We start from the raw sequence: 17,532 nt of genomic DNA, 5'->3' as shown, positions 1-17,532 counted from the left end.
GCCCGGCCGGGACCGTGTTGGACATGAAGAGTTCGGCGATCGCAGTTTCCGGGCTGCGCAAGGCATATGGCGACAAAGTCGTGCTCGACGGCATCGACTTCGAGGTCGCCGCGGGATCGGTTTTTTCCATGCTCGGCCCGAATGGGGCAGGCAAGACGACAACGGTGAACGTCCTGACGACGTTGATGAAGGCCGACGCCGGAACGGTGCGCGTCGCCGGGCACGACGTGGTGACGGGGATCAAGGAGGTACGCGCGGTCATCGGCGTGACCGGTCAGTTCGCCGCCGTGGACGAGCTGCTGTCGGGCCGGGAGAACCTGCGGCTGATGGCGGACCTGAAGCGCGTCCGCTCCGGTGACCAGGTGGTCGGGCGGCTGCTGGAGCGGTTCGACCTGGCGCAGTCCGCGGACAAGATGGCGGCGACCTACTCCGGCGGTATGCGCCGGAAGCTGGACCTGGCGATGACGCTGGTCGGCAACCCGCGGATCATCTTCCTGGACGAGCCGACGACCGGTCTTGACCCGCGCAGCAGGCGCGCGATGTGGGGGATCGTCCGCGAGTTGGTGGCCGACGGCACGACCATCTTCCTCACCACCCAGTACCTCGACGAAGCCGACCAGCTCGCCGACCGGATCGCGGTGCTCGACCAGGGCCGCCTGGTCGCCCAGGGCACCCCCGAGCAGCTCAAGCGCCAGGTCCCCGGCACCCATGTCCGGCTCCGGTTCGCCGGGCTCCGCGAACTCGACGCGGCGGCGGGGGCCCTGCCCGGGTCCACCCGGGACGACCAGGAGCTGACCCTGCGGGTGCCCAGCAACGGTGACTCGAAGTCGCTGCGGGCCCTGCTGGACAAGCTCGATGAGCACACGATCACCGCGGATGCGTTTTCGGTGCACACACCGGACCTCGATGACGTCTTCTTCGCCCTGACCGGTCACGCCACACAGGCCGCGGACACCACACACGAAGCACACACCACACACGCCACAACGGAGGCGATCGCGGAATGAGCACTGTCTCGACGTCGTTCGGCGACGCGGCGATCATGCTGCGTCGCAACTTCAAGCACACGGTCAGGAATCCGGTCACGGTCTTCCAGGCGGTCCTGTTTCCCGTCGTGATGATGCTGATGTTCGTCTACGTCTTCGGCGGCGCCTTCAAGGTCACGGGCGAGTACATCGACTACGCCGTGCCGGGCTTGACCGTCATGGCCATCACCTACGGGCTGGGCCCGACCGCGGCGGCCGTGAACGGCGATATGACGAAGGGCATCAACAACCGGTTCAAGGCCATGGACGTCTCCCACGGCGCCGTGCTGGCCGGTTATGTCGTCTCCACCACGGTGCGCAGTCTGATCGCCGACGCGGTCATCGTCGGCGTCGGCTTCGCGATGGGGTTCCGTCCGCATGCGAGCTTCCTCCAGTGGCTCGCCGTGATCGGCCTCATGCTGTTGCTCGCCTTCGCGACCAGCTGGCTCACGGTCGCCATGGGCCTGGCCGCCAAGACCGTGGAGTCGGCGGGCATGGCCACCGTGCCGCTGATCATGTTGCCGTTCCTGAGCAGCGCGTTCGTACCCGCGGACACGATGGGGACCGGGGTGCGGCAGTTCGCGGAGTACCAGCCCTTCACACCGATCATCGAGACGCTGCGCGGGCTGCTGTCGGGCGGCCACCCGTCGACCGGCGACGCGTTCACGGCCGTCGCCTGGTGCGTCGGGTTCACGCTCGTCGGGTACGTATGGGCGATCGCCACGTTCAGGAAGCGAGCGTGACCTCGACCAGCTGGGACCAACTGGTGCGCGTCCCGTCCCGGGTCGCCTCGGCGAACTTCGCGTCGCCGAGGCGGCCGCGCGCGGCCCGCTCGATCCGGGCCAGGTCCGGGTGGGCGTGGTCCCGCCGCCCGCGTACGGCCGTGCTCGCCGCGAGCAGCCGCGCGGCCTGCGCGTGCTCGTCGCGGCGCAGTGCCAGGTCCGCGACCCCGACGAGCACATGCGCGGTCAGCACCACGTACCCCACCTCGACCGCCGCCTCGCAGGCCGCCGCGCGGTGCGCCCGCGCCTCGCCGAGGTCGTCGGCGAGGTAGCCGAGCAGGTCGTGCGTCACCGCGCGGATGTCCGCCCGCTCCGCGTCGCCGCCCAGCATGGCCGTCGCGAGGCCGAGTTGCCGGCGGGCCTCCTCGGCGTCGCCGTCCCACCGGGCGAGTTCCGCCCGCGCGAAGGCCAGCTCGGCCAGCGCGTCCGGCCAGGTGACCCGCTCCGCGCAGCGCCGCGCCTCGGCCATGGCGGCCGCGCCGGCGTCCTTGTCGCCCAGCAGCCAGTACAGCTGCGCCTGCCGCGACCGCAACCGGATGACGTCCTCGGTGGCACCGACCTCGCTGACGACCGCGATCGCCTGCTCGTAGTGGTCGCACGCACCGGCGAAGTCGCCGCGTACGGCGAGCAGATTCGCCAGCTCGGTCAGGGCGAGCGAGATCCCGTACCGCTCGCCGAGCGCCCGGAACTCGGCGAGCGCCGCCTCCAGGTACGCCTGCGCGGTCGGGCCGTCCGGCCGGACCTGGCTGCCCCGGGGCTCCTGGTCCTCCTGGTCCTCCTGGTCCTGGCCGTCCTGCCTGCCCGGCCCGTCCCGCCCGTCCTGCCTGCCCGGCCCGTCCTGCCCGTCCTGCCTGTCCTGGCCACCCCGCCCGTCTGGCCCGTCCTGCTGCCTCTCTTGCCCATCCAGCCCGAACACGATCCGCATCTTGCCCATGTGCCACCGGGCCAGCGCGCACACCCAGGGATCCGCGTCGTCCAGCAGCGGTGCGAACGCGGTCAGGGCCGCTTCGGGCGTGTGCAGCATGCGTTCCAGCACCGCGATGAACTTCACCCCCGGGTGGTAGTGGCCGCGCCGACTGAGCCGGTGCGCCTCGTGGATCCACTCCGCGGCCTGGCGCTCATCGCTCCGCCCGGAGGTCACGAAGTGCACGATCAGCGCGTACACCATGGCCCGTACGTCGTCGGGCACCTCCCCGGGGGTTCTGGTGGCCGCGGTGATCAGCTCCAGGCCCTCGGTCCTGCGCCCGCCGAGCCACCAGTACCAGCCCGCGCCCGCCGCGAGCCGCATCGCCGCCGACGCCTCGCCCGCCGCGAGCGCGCCGCGCATCGCCGCGCCGATGTTGTCGTGCTCGGCCTCGAGCGTGGCCAGCCACTCCACCTGCTCGGCGCGGCGCAGACGCGGCTCCGCGGTCTCGGTGAGCTCGGTGAAGTGGGCGAGATGCGCATGGCGCGCCAGGTCCGACTCCCCCGCCTCCGCGAGCCGGTGCCCGGCGTACTCCCTGATCGTGCCGATCATGCGGTAGCGCGGGGCGCCGCCGCCCTCGGCGACCAGCAGCGACTTCTCGGTCAGCGCGGTGAGCAGCTCCAGCACCTGCTCCCGCTCGACTCCGTCGCCCGCGCAGACCCGCTCGGCGGCCTCCAGGCTCGCCCCGCCGGAGAACACCGAGAGTCTCCGCAACACCGTGCGTTCGGCGTCGGTGAGCAGCTCCCAGCTCCAGTCGACCATCGCGCGCAGCGTCTTGTGGCGCGGCAGCGCGGTACGGCTGCCGCTGGTCAGCAGGCGGAAGCGGTCGTCGAGCCGGTGGGCGAGCTGATCGATGGACATGGTGCGCAACCGGGCCGCGGCCAGTTCGATCGCCAGCGGCATCCCGTCCAGCGCCCGGCAGACCCGCACCATCGTCGCCAGCGTACGGACGTCGGCCGCGAGGCCCCGGCGCACCGCCCCGGCCCGGTCCCGCAGCAGCTGAACGGCGGGCGCGGAGCCGATCTCGTCCGGGCCCGCGTCCCCCTCCGGCAGGGCCAGCGGCTCGACCGGCCACAGCGCCTCCCCGGTGATGCCGAGCGGTTCCCGGCTCGTCGCCAGGATCCGCAGCCGCCGGCACTCCCCGAGCACCCGGTGGGCGAACACCGCCGCGGACTCGATCACGTGCTCGCAGTTGTCCAGGATCAGCAGCGCCTCCCGCTCACGGACCGCCGCGATGAGCCGGTCCGTAAGCTCCGCGTTCGGCGCGGCGCCGAGCAGGGCGTCCCGGAGGCCGAGCCCGGCGAGCGCCGACTGCGCCACATCGCCGTCCGCGCCGATGGCGGCGAGCTCCACCAGCCAGGCCCCGTCCGGCAGTTCGCCATCGCCGAGCAGCGTGCGCGCGGTCTCCGTGGCCAGCCGGGTCTTCCCCGCGCCGCCCGGCCCGATCACGGTGGTGAGCCGGTGCTCGGCGATCAGCCCGCGGACCGCGGCCACATCGGCACCCCTGCCGACGAAGCTGGTCAGCTCGGCGCGCAGGTTGGTCCTGGGGCTCTCCTCCCGCCGCCCCAGCTCGCCGCGCAACAGCGCGACGTGCAACGCGGCAAGCTCCGGCGAGGGGTCGACGCCCAGCGCGTCGGCCAGCGCCTCCCGCGCCCGCTGGTACACCTGCAGCGCCTCGCTGTCCCGGCCGGCCGCGACGAGGGCCCGCATCAACGCGCCGACGAGCCGTTCCCGCACCGGGTGCGCGGCCACCAGGTCGGTCAGCTCCGCCACCAGCTCCGCACCCCGCCCGAGGGTGACCTCCGCCTCGGCCCGCTCCTCCGTGGCGGTCAGCCGCAACCCCTCGAGCCGTACGACCGCGGCCTCGAACGCGGCGCTGTCCTGCGGGCCGACGTCCTGCATGGCCGTACCGCGCCACAGCTCGAGGCCCTCGCGCAACCGCCGCACCCGCCGGGCCCCGTCCTCGGCACGGCCCTGGCCCGCGCCGACGAGCCGTTCGAACCGCACGGCATCCACGGCATCCGGCTCCACCAGCAGCCGATAGCCGTCCGGCTGCCCCTCGATCACCCCGCCCGGCAGCGCCTTCCGCAGCCGGGAGACCAGGCGTTGCAGGGCGTTCGCCGCATCGGCGGGCGGCCGCTCCCCCCAGATCCAGTCGACGAGCGACGCCTTCGGGACCACCTGCCCCGGCCTGAGCGCAAGGGCGACCAGCAGCCCGCGCAACCGCGCCCCCGGCACGTCGGCCAACCCGCCGTCGTCCGCGCGCACCTCCAACGGCCCCAGCATCCCGATCCGCACCCGCTGATTTTGCCATGGGCGTGTCGCGAGCCGTCCTGGTGGCGGTGTTCGCCATGGGCACTGTTCGCCATGGACGCTGATCGCCATGGGCACTGTTCGCCATGGGCACTGTTCGCGCGCATGGGAGGATCGGGCCGTGTGCTCACCGCCGCCCTTCGGGGAGAAGCTGCGGGCCGAACTGGGTTCGCCCCGCCGGGTCCGCGGGCTGGAGAGCAGTCCGCGATCGCGGGTGTGGCGGGCCGAGCTGTCCGGCACACCGGTGGTGGTCAAGCAGCTCATCGAGGGCCCGGAGGCCGCCGGGCGTTACGCCCGCGAGGTGGCCGCGTTACGGCTCGCGTCCCGGGTCGACCCGCCCGTCGCACCGGGGCTCCTCGGCACCGACCCCGCCGAACGGACGCTGGTCCTGGAGGACTTGGGCGATCGGCCGCCGGCCGACGACTGGGTGATCGGCTATGCCGAGGCGCTGGCCCGGCTCCACGCGGCCACCACCCCTGACGACATCGGCCTCCTCCCCGCCTGGTCCGGTCCCACGAGCGAGGACATCGGCTCCTTCCTCGGGCTCGCCCGGACGCTCGGCCGCACGGTGCCATCCGCGGTACGGACCGAGCTGGACGACCTCGTGAACCGCCTGACCCAGGCGTCCGGGCACGCCCTGCTGCACGGCGACCCCTGCCCCGGCAACGACATCCACACCGGCAGCGGGGTCAGGTTCATCGACTTCGAACAGGCCGCGCTCGGCGATGGACTCATGGAACTCGCCTACCTTCGCATCGGCTTCCCGACCTGCTGGTGCGCCACGGCCCCGGCCCAGCCGCTGCTGGACGCGGCGGAGGACGCGTACCGGACAACCTGGCGCCATGCGACAGGCGCCGATCTCCAGGACGATCTCACCGACGCGTGCGCGGGCTGGCTGCTCCGAGGCGACGCGCTCGTCGAGCGGGCTCACCGGGGAACCGCCGACCATCTCTCCAAGGTCCCCCATGCGGACTGGCGGTGGGGCACGGCGACGGCCCGCCAACGGCTCGTCCACCGCCTCGGGGTCGTCGGCCGGATGGCCGTGGACGGCGGCGAGCTCGAGCATCTGGGCCGGCTCGCCATGGCCATGCGCGCCACGATGCTCACCCGTTGGCCCGCGCTCCAGCCGCTCCCCTCCCGGCGGCCCTAGGGTCCTTCTCCCACGGAGATCCGTCAGAAGGACCCTGGCCCGGCGCGGACCGCCGGGGCGGTGTTCTCGCCCGTGGTTCACGGGGCCGCCGCTGGAGGCCGCGGTCAGCCGGGGCAGCCGCGTCAGCCGGATACGTCCATGCGCTGGGTGCCGATCACCGACAGCAGCCGCAGCGCCTCCTCCGCCGGGGAGCCGGGATCGGCCGTGTAGATCACGACTCGCTGGTCCCGGTCGGTGATGTCCAGGACATCGCAGTTGAGCGTGATGGGACCGATCAGGGGGTGCCGAAAGGTCTTGTGCGGGGCGGGTTCGACCGACAAGTCATAGGCGTCCCACAGCCGGGCGAACTCCGCGCTGCCGGCCACCAGGTCCTTCACCAGCGTGGCCACTTCGGGGTCGTCGGGGTAGCGAGCGGCGGCGGTCCGCAGATGCCGGGCCGCGTTACGGCCGAAGATCTCCATGCCGGACTGGCTGTACCACTGCCGCTCCCCCACGCGCGAATCGAGGAAGGTACGGCGCAGGAAGTTGCGCTCATGGCGGGGCAGGGCGGAGAAGTCCTCCAGGAGGGCGGCCGCCAGGTCGTTGTGGGCGATCACCTCATAGGCCGCGGACAGTACGACCGCCGCGGCGTGCGGTAGCCGCCGCAGCAGGTCCAGGATGCTCGGGCGCACCTCGCGGGAGGGTCCTGGCGGCGGGGTGGGCGGGGCACCGGCGAGGTAGTGCAGATGGGCGCGCTCGGCGTCCGACAGGCGCAGGGCACGGGTCAGACCGGCCAGCACCTCGCGCGAGGGCCGCGGGCCGCGGGCCTGCTCCAGCCGCGTGTAGTACTCGGTCGAGATGTACGCCAGCTGCGCCACCTCCTCACGTCGCAGCCCCGGGGTACGACGCCTCGGCCCGGCGGGCAGCCCCACATCGGCGGGGGTGATCCGCTCGCGCCTGCTGCGCAGGAAACCGGCCAGCTCTGGTCTGTCCATGGTCCCGAGTGTGCACGGGGCCTGCGAAGCCGATCCAGGTACCGCGGGTGCCTGGATGAGGGCGCGCGGCGGACACAGGCTCGTCGGCATGGACAACACACGGACCACCGACGCCTCCACCCCCGCCGCCCCGGGCCTGCTGGCCGGCAAGGTCGCCTTCATCAGCGGAGCCGGCCGCGGCATCGGCGCCGCCGCGGCGCGGCTGTTCGCCCGGGAAGGCGCCCGGGTACTGCTCGCGGCCCGCACGGAGGACCAGCTCAAGGCGGTGGCCGAACAGATTCGGACGGCGGGCGGCAGCGCGGAGTACGCGGTGTGCGACCTGGCCGACGCGACAAGCGTGCGCGCCGCCGTCGACCGCACCGTGGCGGTGTACGGCCGGCTCGACGTCGCCTTCAACAACGGGGCCATCGGCACGCGGCAGATCGGCCCGATGGACCAGGTGCCGGAGCCGGATTTCGACCAGCAGTACAGCGTCAACCTCAAGGGCGTCTGGCTGGCCCTGGCCGCTCAGGTCGTCGCGATCAGGGCGACGGCCGGTACGGGCGCCATCGTCAACACCTCGTCCGTCGGCGGCTGGAGGGGCAACCCCGTACTGCCCGCTTACAGCGCGATGAAGCGAGGCGTCCACAGCCTCACCGAGTCGGCCGCCGTCGCCTACGGCCCGGAAGGCATCCGCGTCAACGCCATCGCCCCCGGCACCACGCTGACCGAGATGATGCGCCACTGGGAAGCGGAATCACCCGGCGTCATCGACCAGCTCAACGCCCGCACCCCGCTGCGCCGCGCGGCCGACCCCGAGGAGGTCGCCGAGGCCGCCGCCTGGCTGCTGAGCGACCGCGCCTCCTATGTCACCGGAGTGGTCCTCTCCGTCGACGGGGGCATGCAGGCCTCGTGAGCCGAGGAAGCGTTCCGGCTTTCGCTCGTAGTGGCGATGTGGAAGTCGCAGGAACGGCCACCTCTAGGGTGTGCGTCTCCAAGGTCCATTGATCGGCCCCGGAGGTGCCATGTCCCTGCAGATGACGTTGCGTGCGATAACGCTCGATTGCCTTGATCCGCTGGCTTTGGCGACGTTCTATCAGCAAGCCACGGGCCTCGAACCGCACCCGAGTTCCGATGCCGACTTCGCCGGTCTCACCTGTGAGGATGGCCTCTTCATCGGCTTCCAACGAGTCGATGACTATCGCGCCCCCCGCTGGCCCGAACAGAGCGTTCCCCAGCAGTTCCACCTTGACTTCGCCGTCGACGACCTGGATGAAGCCGAGGCGCGACTGCTGGAGCTGGGCGCGGGCAAACCGGATCACCAGCCAAATGACAGGTGGCGGGTCCTCACTGACCCGGCGGGGCACCCCTTCTGCCTGGTCAGAGGCTGATTGCGGCGAGCCCGACCGCCCGCTGGAGGGTGCTGCACCCGCCAGGGATTTCCACGGCCGGATGTAGACCGGTCGTCAGCTCGGCTCGCCCGATCCTGTGGGCCGGGGCGGGCGCATTCACCCTGCCTGGGAGTGAACCGCCTCACACGCTAACGGCCTTGCCCCATACCCTGACAGTGATGAGCTGGACAGAGAGGGGCAAGGCCATGTCATCTGATGCTACCCCGGACCCACTGGACCACCCGCTGGTCTTCGGCCAGCGGATGCAAGTCCTTCGAACGCGCCGGGGTATGAGCCGTACCGTCCTCGCCGGTCTCCTCGGTAAGTCCCCGAGCTGGGTGAAGCAGGTCGAGAACGGCACCCTTCATACCCCCGGACTTCCCATGATTCTGCGCATCGCCGAGGTGCTCCGCGTCCGCGATCTCGCCGAGCTCACCGGCGACCAGAGCCTGCCCATCGACCTCTTCATCGGCCCCGGCCACGCCAAGCTGCCCGCCGTGCGAGCTGCGATCGATGCCTTCCCGCTCGCCACCGATCGCGAGGCACCGTCGGCCGCGCACCTAAGCGCACGTCTCGAAAGCGCCTGGGCCGCCCGCCACTCCGCGCCGAACCACCGAGAAGTGATCGGGGGTCTCCTGCCGGACCTCATCCGAGATGCGCAACTTGCTGTACGCCAGGCGGACCGTGTTCCCGAACGGCGCGCAGCTCAAGCGGTCCTCTCCGAGGTCTACAGCCTCAGCCAGTTCTTCATCGCCTACCAGCCCGACTCCGCCCTCCTGTGGCGCGTGGCCGAGCGCGGCATGGTCGCCGCCCAGGAGAGCGAGGACCCACACGCAATCGGCGTAGCCGCCTGGCTCACCGCACAGGCCCACCGCGACAGCGGCCCCGCCCACTTCGACGCAGCCGACGCCGTCACCTTGGAGACGCTGCGCTACCTCACACCGCTGCTGCCGGACGGGTCGGACGATGTCCGTGCCATCGCGGGCGCCTTGCAGTTCGAGGCCGGATACACCGCCGCCCGACGCGGCCACACTGGCACTGCGTGGGGCTATTGGGACACCGCCCGCGAGATGGCCAAGCAGCTCCCCACCGACTACTACCACCCCGTAACGTCGTTCTCTCGGGCCATCATGGGCGCGCACGCGGTGACAGTCGCTGTCGAGCTACGGGCGGGTGGGGAGTCCGTGCGGCAGGCCGCGAAGGCGGATGCAAGGACCATCCGTTCGCGGCCTCGGCGAGCCCGGCACCGGATCGAGGAGGCTCGGGGCTACCAGTTGGACGGGCAGTCGGAGACCGCGCTGGCGACGCTGGATAAGGCGTACGAGGCAGCTGCGGAGACGATCCGGTACAACGGTTACGCGCGCCGCATCATCTTGGAGGAGACCGAGTCGAAGTCTCCGGCGCATCGCCGTCGTGCTGCCGAGCTGGCGGTGAAGATCGGCGTGCTGGCTGCCTGACTTGGTGTTCGAGGGGCAGGATCTCTGCCCCTTCTCCGCCCCCGGCGTTCTTACGGTCGTTGCCACCTGATCACTGATGACGCCGGGGGCTGACCGTGCCGACGAATCCCCAAGTCCTGCCGTGGACACCGCCGAACACCGAGGACGTTGAGATATTACCGGTGGGCAAATGGTGGGACGCCATCTCCGCGCGCACCGCCGTCGCGGACCGCGCGCTGGAGTTGCTCGGCAACCGATCCGGCGCTGTGATCCAGGACGACACCTACGGCAAGACGTACTGGCTTGTCGGCATCGACACTTCCACCGTCCGCAGCTGGCGCATGCGCGGAGTCCGCATCCTCGCCGAACTCTCCGACGAAGGCACCCTCCTCGGCGTACCACCCGCCTCCTGGGGGCCTGAGCACAGGACGTACTGGCGGATCCCGCTCGGCCCGGACCGGTATCTGACCGACACCAATCACCTGGTCCGCGCCCTGAGCCAGGCCCTCGACGACGTCCTCGGCCCGGAGCCGAACGGCCGACAGCTCTGCTATCGCTGCCAACTTCCCACCGACGAGCCGGTCCCGGTCGAGGTGGAGGGCAGCGGCAGCGACGTCGGCAAGGTCACCTATGCCTGCCCCGCCCACGCGCCGCTCTACTCGAAGCGGCGGCCGCGGAGCCTCACCAGCGCGGCCGCAGGCGAGCACGAGGGGCGGCCTCGATGACGACCAGTCCCCAACCCTCGCTGCTCCCGGGCATCGCACTGCCGGACCCCGACACGCTGACCGGGCCCCAGCTGGAGGGCTGGAACTGCGCCCTGTGCGGGCGGCGGCTGATCGCCGACCAGCTGCTCGGCACGGTCGTGTGGACCTGCGGCAGCAGGCCCCGGGAGGTCGAGCTGTGGGTGTGCCGGCCGCTGTGCACCGAGGCTGGTGCGGCTCAGCAGGGCGGTGGCCACGGGTGAGCGCCTGGACGAGGTCGTTGTCCCTCCGTCAGCGCGCCGTGTGGTTCTGCTTCGCGAGCGCCCCGGCCCCATAGGCCGGGTGGGCCGTCGGAGCCCGGGAATCCCCCGCCCCGGACTGGACTTCGCCGCTGACGGCCCACCCTCCTGGACACCCTGCGGCCGGTGCAGCCGGGACAGCCGCCGACCACAGGGCAGGGACTCCGGCCCCGAAAACGGGACCGCGGGCCGGAGTCCCCACACAGAAGATCCACACACGAATGGAGAACGCCATGACACTGACCATGGAACGCACGCAGACCGACCCGGCCATCAGGCCGTTCGGGCTGTCCAAGGCCGTCCCCGTTGCCGACGACACGCTCGTCATGCCGGCCCTGCACCTCTGCCTCGAGCGGCAGATCAACGTCACTGCGGACGGGGTGCCGTTCATCAACGAGCCGTCGATGAAGACGCAGATGACGACCACCACACAGACCAGGGAAGACAGCCAGCTGGCCACCGACAACGAGAACGACACGGACTGACGTCGGCTGACAGAGGGATCTGAATCATGACCGTCCTGGTGCTGACCCGGCCCGCTGATGCGACCGCCGACCTGGTCATAGCCGAGCTCAACGAGCGATCCGTGCCCGTGTGCCGCCTCGACCCCCGGGATTTCCCGGAGGCCATGACGGTGGCGGCGGGGATCGGCCTCCACGGCGCACTGTGGGAGGGCGTCTTACGTGGTCCGCACCGGGACGTGTCCCTTGGCGACATCCGGTCTGTGTACTACCGCCGCCCCGGCGCCCACCGGCTCCACCCAGAGATGTCCGAGCAGGACGCACGATGGGCCCAGGCCGAGGCACGGGCCGGGTTCTGCGGGCTGCTGTACGCGCTGCCCTGTCTGTGGGTGAACCACCCGAACCGCAACGCCCTTGCCGCCTTCCCACCCGTCGCCCTGGCCGCCGCAACCCGCTGCGGGCTCTCCGTACCCCGGACGCTGATCACCAACGACCCGGCCGAGGCCCGTGCGTTCATCTCCGCGCTGCCCGGCCAAGTCGCCGCGTACAAGGCACTCGGCACCACCCACCCCAGCGATCACAACGATCATCCACAGGCCCTGTGGACAACGCAGGTCCGGCCCGACGAGATCGATGATTCCGTCAGACGCACCGCGCACCAGCTCCAGGAGTGGGTGGACAAGGCGTACGAAGTACGGCTCACCGCGGTCGCGCACAGCCTCTTCGCCGCCGAGATCCATGCAGGGCCGGACGCTGCCCGCCTCGATTTCCGGGCCGACTACGACAGCCTCATCTACAAGCCGTGCGAGGTGCCCGAGCGCATCGCCCGGGGCGTCCACATGCTGACGCTCATGTTCGGACTCCAATACGTCGCACTGGACTTCCTCGTTAACCCACAAGGGCGCTGGTACCTGATCGACGTCAACCCCGGCGGCCAGTGGGGATTCATCCCCGACCTGCGAGCGCCCATCACCCGAGCACTCGCTGACCTACTGGAGAGGGCCCATCCGTGACATTCACCGCCGCACCATCCGCTGACGAACTGCGCCAGCACATGGCCGACCACCTGGTGAGGACTGGCCGCATCCGGTCCAAGCCCTGGCGCACCGCCTTCCTCAGCGTCCCCCGGCACGAGTTCGTCCCCGACTTCACCGTCCGGGCACAGGGCAGCCTGCACCGGTACAGCCAGGGCGACCCCGCATGGCTGGCCGCGGCCTACCAGGACGTCTCCCTGCTGACCCAGTTCGACCAGGACGGCACCGCCACCAGTTCCTCCACGCAGCCTTCCCTCATGGCCGAGATGCTCGAGGCCCTCGATGTGCGGGACGGCGACACCGTGCTGGAGATCGGCGCGGGCACCGGCTACAACGCCGCACTGCTCTCCCACCGCCTCGGGCCCGACCATGTCGTAACGGTCGACGTCGACCCCGACCTCGTGGCCACGGCGAAGACCCGCCTTCGCTCGGCCGGGTACGAACCCACCCTCGTCGCGGGGGACGGCATGACCGGCTGCCCGGAGCGCGCACCGTACGACCGGCTGCTGGCGACGTGCGGAGTGGGCCGCATCCCGACACCCTGGCGGGACCAACTCCACCCGGGCGGGGTGATCGTGGCCAACATCGGCTGCGGCATCGTGCGCCTGGTCCTCGCGGCCAACCACTCGGCCGGCGGCCGGTTCCTCCACGGCCTGGCCACCTTCATGACCGCCCGGCCGACCCCCAACACGATGGGGACCACTGCGGGGCGACTCGTGCAGCCGCTGCTGACGTGGTCCGGCCAGACCCGGGAGATCACCCTCCCTGCGGTCCTGGACGCCCCCGGAGCACAGTTCCTCACGTCGCTGCTGCACCCGCAGGTCAAGGAGTTCGCCTTGGGCAACGGGGGCCAGGAGATCAGGTGTCTCTTCGACCCGGAGAGCTCATCGTGGGCGCGAATCACCATGACCGGGGCCGGAGTCATGACCGCTCGACTCGACCACGGCGGGCCGCGTGATCTGTGGGCCGAGCGGGAGCCGCTGCTCACCCAGTGGCGGGATGCCGGACGGCCGGGGCATGAGCGCTACGGCCTGACCGTCTCTCCCGACGGGGTTCATACGCTGTGGCTGGACGAGCCGGACGGCACCAGCTGGCGACTGCCGGACTAGACCACCGTGGATCTTCTGCCACCGTTCGGTCGCACAGGGTTACACGCCGTTGTACATCCATGACCCTTTGGGGATGCGGCACCTATGTGGCATCCGGAACGGGAACGGCCCCTCAACCCGGACGAGTTGAGGGGCCGAACCACGCGCTGACCTGCGATAATCACTGTGGGCGCAGACGGGTTCGAACCGCCGACATCTGCCTTGTAAGGGCAGCGCTCTACCGCTGAGCTATGCGCCCCAGGGGAGCTGTCAGCCTACAGGGTTTCCGGGGTGGTGCCGCAATTGTGGGGAAGGGGCCCCGGAGGGGGTGGACTCGGGTGGGAGAAGTCCACAGATCGCGAACCGAACCGAGCGCTGTGTTCGTCAGTGTCGGGTGGGAGAATGACATTCGGACCTGGGCGATCCATCGGGAGCGGGAAGTGGCGGCGTCATCTGCAGAGGAGTCTGCGCGTCCAGCGCGCCGTCCGCGTCGTCCGCGTCGTCCCTCCGTGCTCGGGCTGGTGTTGCTGCCCGTGCCGTTGCTGGTCGCGGTGGGGTCGTTGTCGTTCGCCGGTGGGGGCGGGGGGCGGCGGTGGTTCGGGGGGCGGGGGGAGAGCCAGCGGGCGGAGGCGCAGGCGGCCAAGGATGCCGCCGCGGCGGCGTTCTACGAGTTGGACACCGCGCAGCGGGATCTGCGGATCTCCATCGAGACGATCACCGCCGTGGACGATTCGCCCGCCGCGCGCCGGACCGTGGCCGACTTCTCGGCGCTGGAGCAGCGGATCGACCAGGTCAGCCAGGACTACATCACGGCGGTGGACGCCCATGATCTGGACCGGGACGATCTGGACGCGGCGACGGCCTCCCGGGCCCGTGCCGACCTGACCAGGGCGAAGGACGCGCTGGAGCGGACGAAGGCGGATCTGGACCGGTTCGGGCAGGGGCTGGGGCCGCTGCTGGAGCAGGCCGAGACGCGGTTGGCACGGTTGGCGCCGGCGGTGGAGCGGGCGCGGCAGGCGCTGCTCGCGGCGAGTAACGCGCTGGACGCGGTGCGTGCGTCGGGGCTGCGGGCGGACGATCTGGCGTCCCGGCTGGCGGCCCTGTCGCCCGAGCTGACCAAGCTCAACCAGGGGGCCGGGCAGCACGGTGTGCAGGAGACCCTGCGGCGCGCCGACGACGTGCTGCGCAGGGCCGAGGCGGTGCGCGGGGAGGCCGAGCGGCTGCCGGAGCGGGCGGCGGAGATCGACAAGCGGCTGGTGTCGCTGCGCACCCGCGCCCAGGCGATCACCACCCGGGCCGCCGGGGTCGAGCCCGTCCTCAGCGAGCTGCGCCGCCGGTACACCGCGGCCTGCTGGCAGGATCTGCAGCCCGTCCCCGCGCAGGCGGAGCGGGACGTGGCGCAGGCCGAGGAGAAGCTCAAGGAGGCGCAGGCGGCGCGCGAGGAGCAGCGCTGGCCGGATGCCACCGCGCTGCTCGCCACCGTACGGGCGCTGCTGAACAGTACGGACGAGGCCGTCTCGGCGGCCGGAGACCGGCTGCGGCGGCTGGACGAGGTGTCGTACGACCAGCAGCAGGAGATCGAGCGCACCCGCTTCGCGATCCGCGACGCGCAGCGGCTGGCCATGGCCGGGCGCAGCACCCCCGATCCGCGCCACGCGCGCCCGCTGGACGACGCCGTGGAGCGCCTCGAGCGGGCCATCGCGGGTCTCGAGGGGCGGCATCCGGACTGGTGGCACTTCCTCTCCGAGACCGAGGCCGTACGGCAGACCGCCGCCCGGGTCGTCCAGGAGATCCGGGACGAGCGGGGTGGCGGGCATTGAGCCCGCGCGAAGCCAAGGGCTGATTCGGGGGGCTGACCTGCGGTTCGGTGGTTATGCTCCTGCCATGCCTCGCTATGAATACCGCTGCCGCGCCTGCGGCACCACCTTCGAGCTGAACCGGCCCATGGCCGAGTCCTCCGCTCCCGCGTCCTGCCCGGACGGGCACGACGACACGGTGAAGCTGCTCTCCACCGTGGCCGTCACCGGCGCCGCGTCCTCGTCGTCCGCCGCCGCCTCGGCCCGGCCCCCGTCCGGCGGCGGTGGCGGCGGTGGCTGCTGCGGGGGCGGCTGCTGCGGTTGAGCCTGGGGGGACCGGGGCGGATCCTGGAGATACGTACCCGTGCCACGCCTCCGGTTGTGCGCGTATACGCCGTGGACGTCGTGTACGTCGTGGACGCGCCGGTGACGTGGCGGTCCACGGGTACGGCCCCGACCGCGAGAAGCGCGAAGAGCGCCAAGAGCGCGCGGCCGGGGTCCGGCGCCAGCAGCAAGGAGGCCGGAGATGGCTACGGGCCGCCCCTCCCCCATCGGTCCTCATCCCGCCGGGGTCGCCCGGCACTTCCCGGAGCGGATCGGCGCGCACACCACGCTCGATGAGCATCTGCCCGTCGATCACCGGCTCAGCAAGGTCTATCGCGTCGGCGCCGGGTTCATGGGGCTGGTGCTCGTCGCCTTCGGCATCCTGGGCCTGATCCACCGGGTCGGCTTCTTCGACACCGGCAGCAACACGGTCGCCGGGCTCAACACCAACGGCACGCTGAGCGTGCTCTCCATCGTCATCGGGCTGCTGCTGTTCATCGGCATGCTCATCGGAGGCAACTTCGCCTCGTCGCTCAACATGGTGCTCGGGCTGCTCTTCCTGCTGAGCGGGTTCGTCAATCTGGCGCTGCTGGAGACCCCGTACAACTTCCTGGCGTTCCGGATGCAGAACGTGCTGTTCAGCTTTGTGGTCGGACTGCTGCTGATGTGGTTCGGGATGTACGGACGGGTCAGCGGCGGACTGCCGCATGACAATCCGTACTGGGTGACCCGCCACCCCGAGCAGGCCGAGCGCGAGGCCGCCCACGCGCGTGAGCTGATCGCGGCGCGGGAGCGGGCCGCCGAACGGGGCGGTACGGCCGTCGAGCCCGGCGCCCCGCTCACGCCCGAGGCCCCGGGTGTGCTGCCAGGTGGGCCGGGTGGGACGGGCGCCCCGGGTGGGACGGGTGGGACGGGTGGGGCGGGCGCCCCGGGTGGCCCTGTCGAACGGTCCGGGCGGTCCGGTCAGCCGCCCGGCAAGTGGGGCAAGCTGGATCAGCCGGGGGGCGGCGAGCAAGCCCGAGCCGCCGGGCGGGCCACGCCCGGCGAGCAACCCGGGTCCCCCGGGCGCTGGGCCCGGATCCGGCGGCGGATCCGCGACCGGCGGCTCAGCTGACCCGGCGCGCGAGCGTCAGACCGTCGGCGACGGTGAGCATGACCGCCTCCATTCGGGCGTCCGCCGCCACATGGTCGTTGAACGCCTGGATCGCGGCGCCCCCGGGCGAGGGCGCCGCCTCCATGACCTGCGCGTGGTAGAAGACGTTGTCCGCGACGATCAGACCGCCCGGGTTCATCCGCGGGACCAGTTCCTCCCAATACGGGATGTAGTTCTCCTTGTCCGCGTCCAGATAGGCGAGATCGATATGGGGCTCGGCGGGCATCGCGCGCAGCGTGTCCAGCGCGGGCGCGATCCGCAGGTCGATACGGTCCTCGACACCGGCCTTGGCCCACGCCTTCCGCCCGTACGCCGTCCACTCCTCCGACACATCGCAGGCGATCAGCCGGCCGTCGGCGGGCAGCGCCTGGGCCATCGCCAGCGCGGAGAAGCCGGTGAACGTGCCGACCTCCACGATGTGGCGGGCGCCGATCAGCCGGACCAGGAAGGCCAGCAGCGGGGCCTGCTCCTCGGCGGACTGCATCCCGGCGTGGCCGGGGAGGTTGCGGTGGGTGACCTCGACGAGTTCGCGCAGGACCGGGTCTAGCGGCGGATTGTGCCGCAGGACGTAGTCGTACAGCTCGGCCGTGATCGGTGTGCTCTTGCTCTCGGCCATCCCGGCCTCCCTTTCGGCTCCTCGGCTCCCCGACCGGATTCCCGGC

Annotated in this window: 17 protein-coding genes and 1 tRNA gene; 14 read left to right on the top strand and 4 right to left on the bottom strand. The window is 71.5% G+C overall.

The features are described 5' to 3' along the window. Positions 1–23: 23 nt before the first annotated feature. Both NP777_RS39650 and NP777_RS39645 read left to right on the top strand, forming a co-directional pair. Positions 24–1,007, top strand: coding sequence for an ATP-binding cassette domain-containing protein (locus NP777_RS39650; protein ID WP_256655022.1), 984 nt, complete (start codon positions 24–26; stop codon positions 1,005–1,007). Next, entirely contained in the window at positions 1,004–1,768 is a 765-nt protein-coding gene (locus NP777_RS39645; RefSeq protein ID WP_256655021.1) for an ABC transporter permease, read from the top strand. The genes NP777_RS39650 and NP777_RS39645 overlap by 4 nt, the downstream gene beginning before the upstream one ends. Here the strand turns inward: NP777_RS39645 and NP777_RS39640 are convergent. Beyond that, a complete protein-coding gene (locus NP777_RS39640) occupies positions 1,752–5,069 on the bottom strand; it encodes a BTAD domain-containing putative transcriptional regulator (protein ID WP_256655020.1) in 3,318 nt (1,105 codons plus the stop codon). The genes NP777_RS39645 and NP777_RS39640 overlap by 17 nt on opposite strands. A gap of 136 nt (positions 5,070–5,205) precedes the next feature. On the opposite strand from NP777_RS39640, the gene NP777_RS39635 reads away from it, so the two are divergent. Continuing rightward, complete coding sequence (locus NP777_RS39635) at positions 5,206–6,234, top strand: phosphotransferase (RefSeq protein WP_256655019.1); 1,029 nt, start codon at positions 5,206–5,208, stop codon at positions 6,232–6,234. Positions 6,235–6,356: 122 nt separating this feature from the next. Here the strand turns inward: NP777_RS39635 and NP777_RS39630 are convergent, their stop codons facing one another. Continuing rightward, complete coding sequence (locus tag NP777_RS39630) at positions 6,357–7,208, bottom strand: helix-turn-helix transcriptional regulator (RefSeq protein WP_256655018.1); 852 nt, start codon at positions 7,206–7,208, stop codon at positions 6,357–6,359. An 88-nt stretch (positions 7,209–7,296) separates the two neighbouring features. Between NP777_RS39630 and NP777_RS39625 the strand changes: the two genes are divergently transcribed. The 8 genes from NP777_RS39625 (at position 7,297) to NP777_RS39590 (ending at position 13,618) form a co-directional block, all read left to right on the top strand. Further along, complete coding sequence (locus NP777_RS39625) at positions 7,297–8,103, top strand: SDR family NAD(P)-dependent oxidoreductase (RefSeq protein ID WP_256655017.1); 807 nt, start codon at positions 7,297–7,299, stop codon at positions 8,101–8,103. Positions 8,104–8,212: 109 nt separating this feature from the next. Next, positions 8,213–8,578: a VOC family protein gene (locus NP777_RS39620; RefSeq protein ID WP_256655016.1), complete on the top strand. Its 366-nt coding sequence runs from the start codon at positions 8,213–8,215 to the stop codon at positions 8,576–8,578. Positions 8,579–8,784: 206 nt separating this feature from the next. Continuing rightward, a complete protein-coding gene (locus NP777_RS39615) occupies positions 8,785–10,035 on the top strand; it encodes a helix-turn-helix domain-containing protein (protein WP_256655045.1) in 1,251 nt (416 codons plus the stop codon). 95 nt (positions 10,036–10,130) lie between these two features. After that, entirely contained in the window at positions 10,131–10,739 is a 609-nt protein-coding gene (locus NP777_RS39610; protein WP_256655015.1) for a hypothetical protein, read from the top strand. Beyond that, entirely contained in the window at positions 10,736–10,978 is a 243-nt protein-coding gene (locus NP777_RS39605) for a hypothetical protein (RefSeq protein ID WP_256655014.1), read from the top strand. Before NP777_RS39610 ends, NP777_RS39605 begins: the two co-directional genes overlap by 4 nt. Before the next feature lie 269 nt (positions 10,979–11,247). Next, on the top strand, positions 11,248–11,499 hold the full coding sequence (gene tgmA / locus NP777_RS39600) for a putative ATP-grasp-modified RiPP (protein ID WP_256655013.1): 252 nt from the start codon (positions 11,248–11,250) through the stop codon (positions 11,497–11,499). Positions 11,500–11,525: 26 nt separating this feature from the next. Further along, positions 11,526–12,488, top strand: coding sequence for an ATP-grasp ribosomal peptide maturase (tgmB, locus tag NP777_RS39595; protein ID WP_256655012.1), 963 nt, complete (start codon positions 11,526–11,528; stop codon positions 12,486–12,488). Beyond that, a complete protein-coding gene (locus NP777_RS39590; RefSeq protein WP_256655011.1) occupies positions 12,485–13,618 on the top strand; it encodes a methyltransferase domain-containing protein in 1,134 nt (377 codons plus the stop codon). Before tgmB ends, NP777_RS39590 begins: the two co-directional genes overlap by 4 nt. A 166-nt stretch (positions 13,619–13,784) precedes the next feature. On the opposite strand, the gene NP777_RS39585 is transcribed toward NP777_RS39590, so the two are convergent. Continuing rightward, positions 13,785–13,856 (bottom strand) — tRNA-Val (locus NP777_RS39585). Between the two features lie 250 nt (positions 13,857–14,106). Here NP777_RS39585 and NP777_RS39580 point away from each other — a divergent pair. From NP777_RS39580 to NP777_RS48880, 3 genes are all read left to right on the top strand, one after another. Beyond that, positions 14,107–15,417 carry a hypothetical protein gene (locus tag NP777_RS39580; RefSeq protein WP_256655010.1) on the top strand — a complete coding sequence of 437 codons (1,311 nt, stop codon included), beginning with the start codon at positions 14,107–14,109 and terminating at the stop codon, positions 15,415–15,417. A 64-nt stretch (positions 15,418–15,481) separates the two neighbouring features. Beyond that, positions 15,482–15,718 carry an FmdB family zinc ribbon protein gene (locus NP777_RS39575; RefSeq protein ID WP_256655009.1) on the top strand — a complete coding sequence of 79 codons (237 nt, stop codon included), beginning with the start codon at positions 15,482–15,484 and terminating at the stop codon, positions 15,716–15,718. A 201-nt stretch (positions 15,719–15,919) separates the two neighbouring features. Continuing rightward, positions 15,920–16,831: a DUF4383 domain-containing protein gene (locus NP777_RS48880; RefSeq protein WP_256655008.1), complete on the top strand. Its 912-nt coding sequence runs from the start codon at positions 15,920–15,922 to the stop codon at positions 16,829–16,831. Here the strand turns inward: NP777_RS48880 and NP777_RS39565 are convergent. After that, positions 16,824–17,486: an O-methyltransferase gene (locus tag NP777_RS39565; protein WP_256655007.1), complete on the bottom strand. Its 663-nt coding sequence runs from the start codon at positions 17,484–17,486 to the stop codon at positions 16,824–16,826. The two genes, NP777_RS48880 and NP777_RS39565, sit on opposite strands and share 8 nt — an antisense overlap. Between the last annotated feature and the right edge of the window lie 46 nt (positions 17,487–17,532).

The organism is Streptomyces rugosispiralis (assembly GCF_024505145.1).
In the GTDB taxonomy this organism is placed as follows: domain Bacteria; phylum Actinomycetota; class Actinomycetes; order Streptomycetales; family Streptomycetaceae; genus Streptomyces; species Streptomyces rugosispiralis.
Note: the sequence above shows the minus strand (reverse complement) of the source record. Positions and strands in the feature narration are given on the sequence as shown.

Excerpts from the sequence above, each read along its gene's own strand:
- NP777_RS39650 (WP_256655022.1), top strand. The coding sequence starts at position 24 with ATGAAGAGTTCGGCGATCGCAGTTTCCGGGCTGCGCAAGGCATATGGC.
- NP777_RS39645 (WP_256655021.1), top strand. The coding sequence starts at position 1,004 with ATGAGCACTGTCTCGACGTCGTTCGGCGACGCGGCGATCATGCTGCGT.
- NP777_RS39630 (WP_256655018.1), bottom strand. The coding sequence starts at position 7,208 with ATGGACAGACCAGAGCTGGCCGGTTTCCTGCGCAGCAGGCGCGAGCGG.
- NP777_RS39625 (WP_256655017.1), top strand. The coding sequence starts at position 7,297 with ATGGACAACACACGGACCACCGACGCCTCCACCCCCGCCGCCCCGGGC.
- NP777_RS39620 (WP_256655016.1), top strand. The coding sequence starts at position 8,213 with ATGTCCCTGCAGATGACGTTGCGTGCGATAACGCTCGATTGCCTTGAT.
- NP777_RS39615 (WP_256655045.1), top strand. The coding sequence starts at position 8,785 with ATGTCATCTGATGCTACCCCGGACCCACTGGACCACCCGCTGGTCTTC.
- NP777_RS39605 (WP_256655014.1), top strand. The coding sequence starts at position 10,736 with ATGACGACCAGTCCCCAACCCTCGCTGCTCCCGGGCATCGCACTGCCG.
- tgmA (WP_256655013.1), top strand. The coding sequence starts at position 11,248 with ATGACACTGACCATGGAACGCACGCAGACCGACCCGGCCATCAGGCCG.
- tgmB (WP_256655012.1), top strand. The coding sequence starts at position 11,526 with ATGACCGTCCTGGTGCTGACCCGGCCCGCTGATGCGACCGCCGACCTG.
- NP777_RS39575 (WP_256655009.1), top strand. The coding sequence starts at position 15,482 with ATGCCTCGCTATGAATACCGCTGCCGCGCCTGCGGCACCACCTTCGAG.
- NP777_RS48880 (WP_256655008.1), top strand. The coding sequence starts at position 15,920 with ATGGCTACGGGCCGCCCCTCCCCCATCGGTCCTCATCCCGCCGGGGTC.
- NP777_RS39565 (WP_256655007.1), bottom strand. The coding sequence starts at position 17,486 with ATGGCCGAGAGCAAGAGCACACCGATCACGGCCGAGCTGTACGACTAC.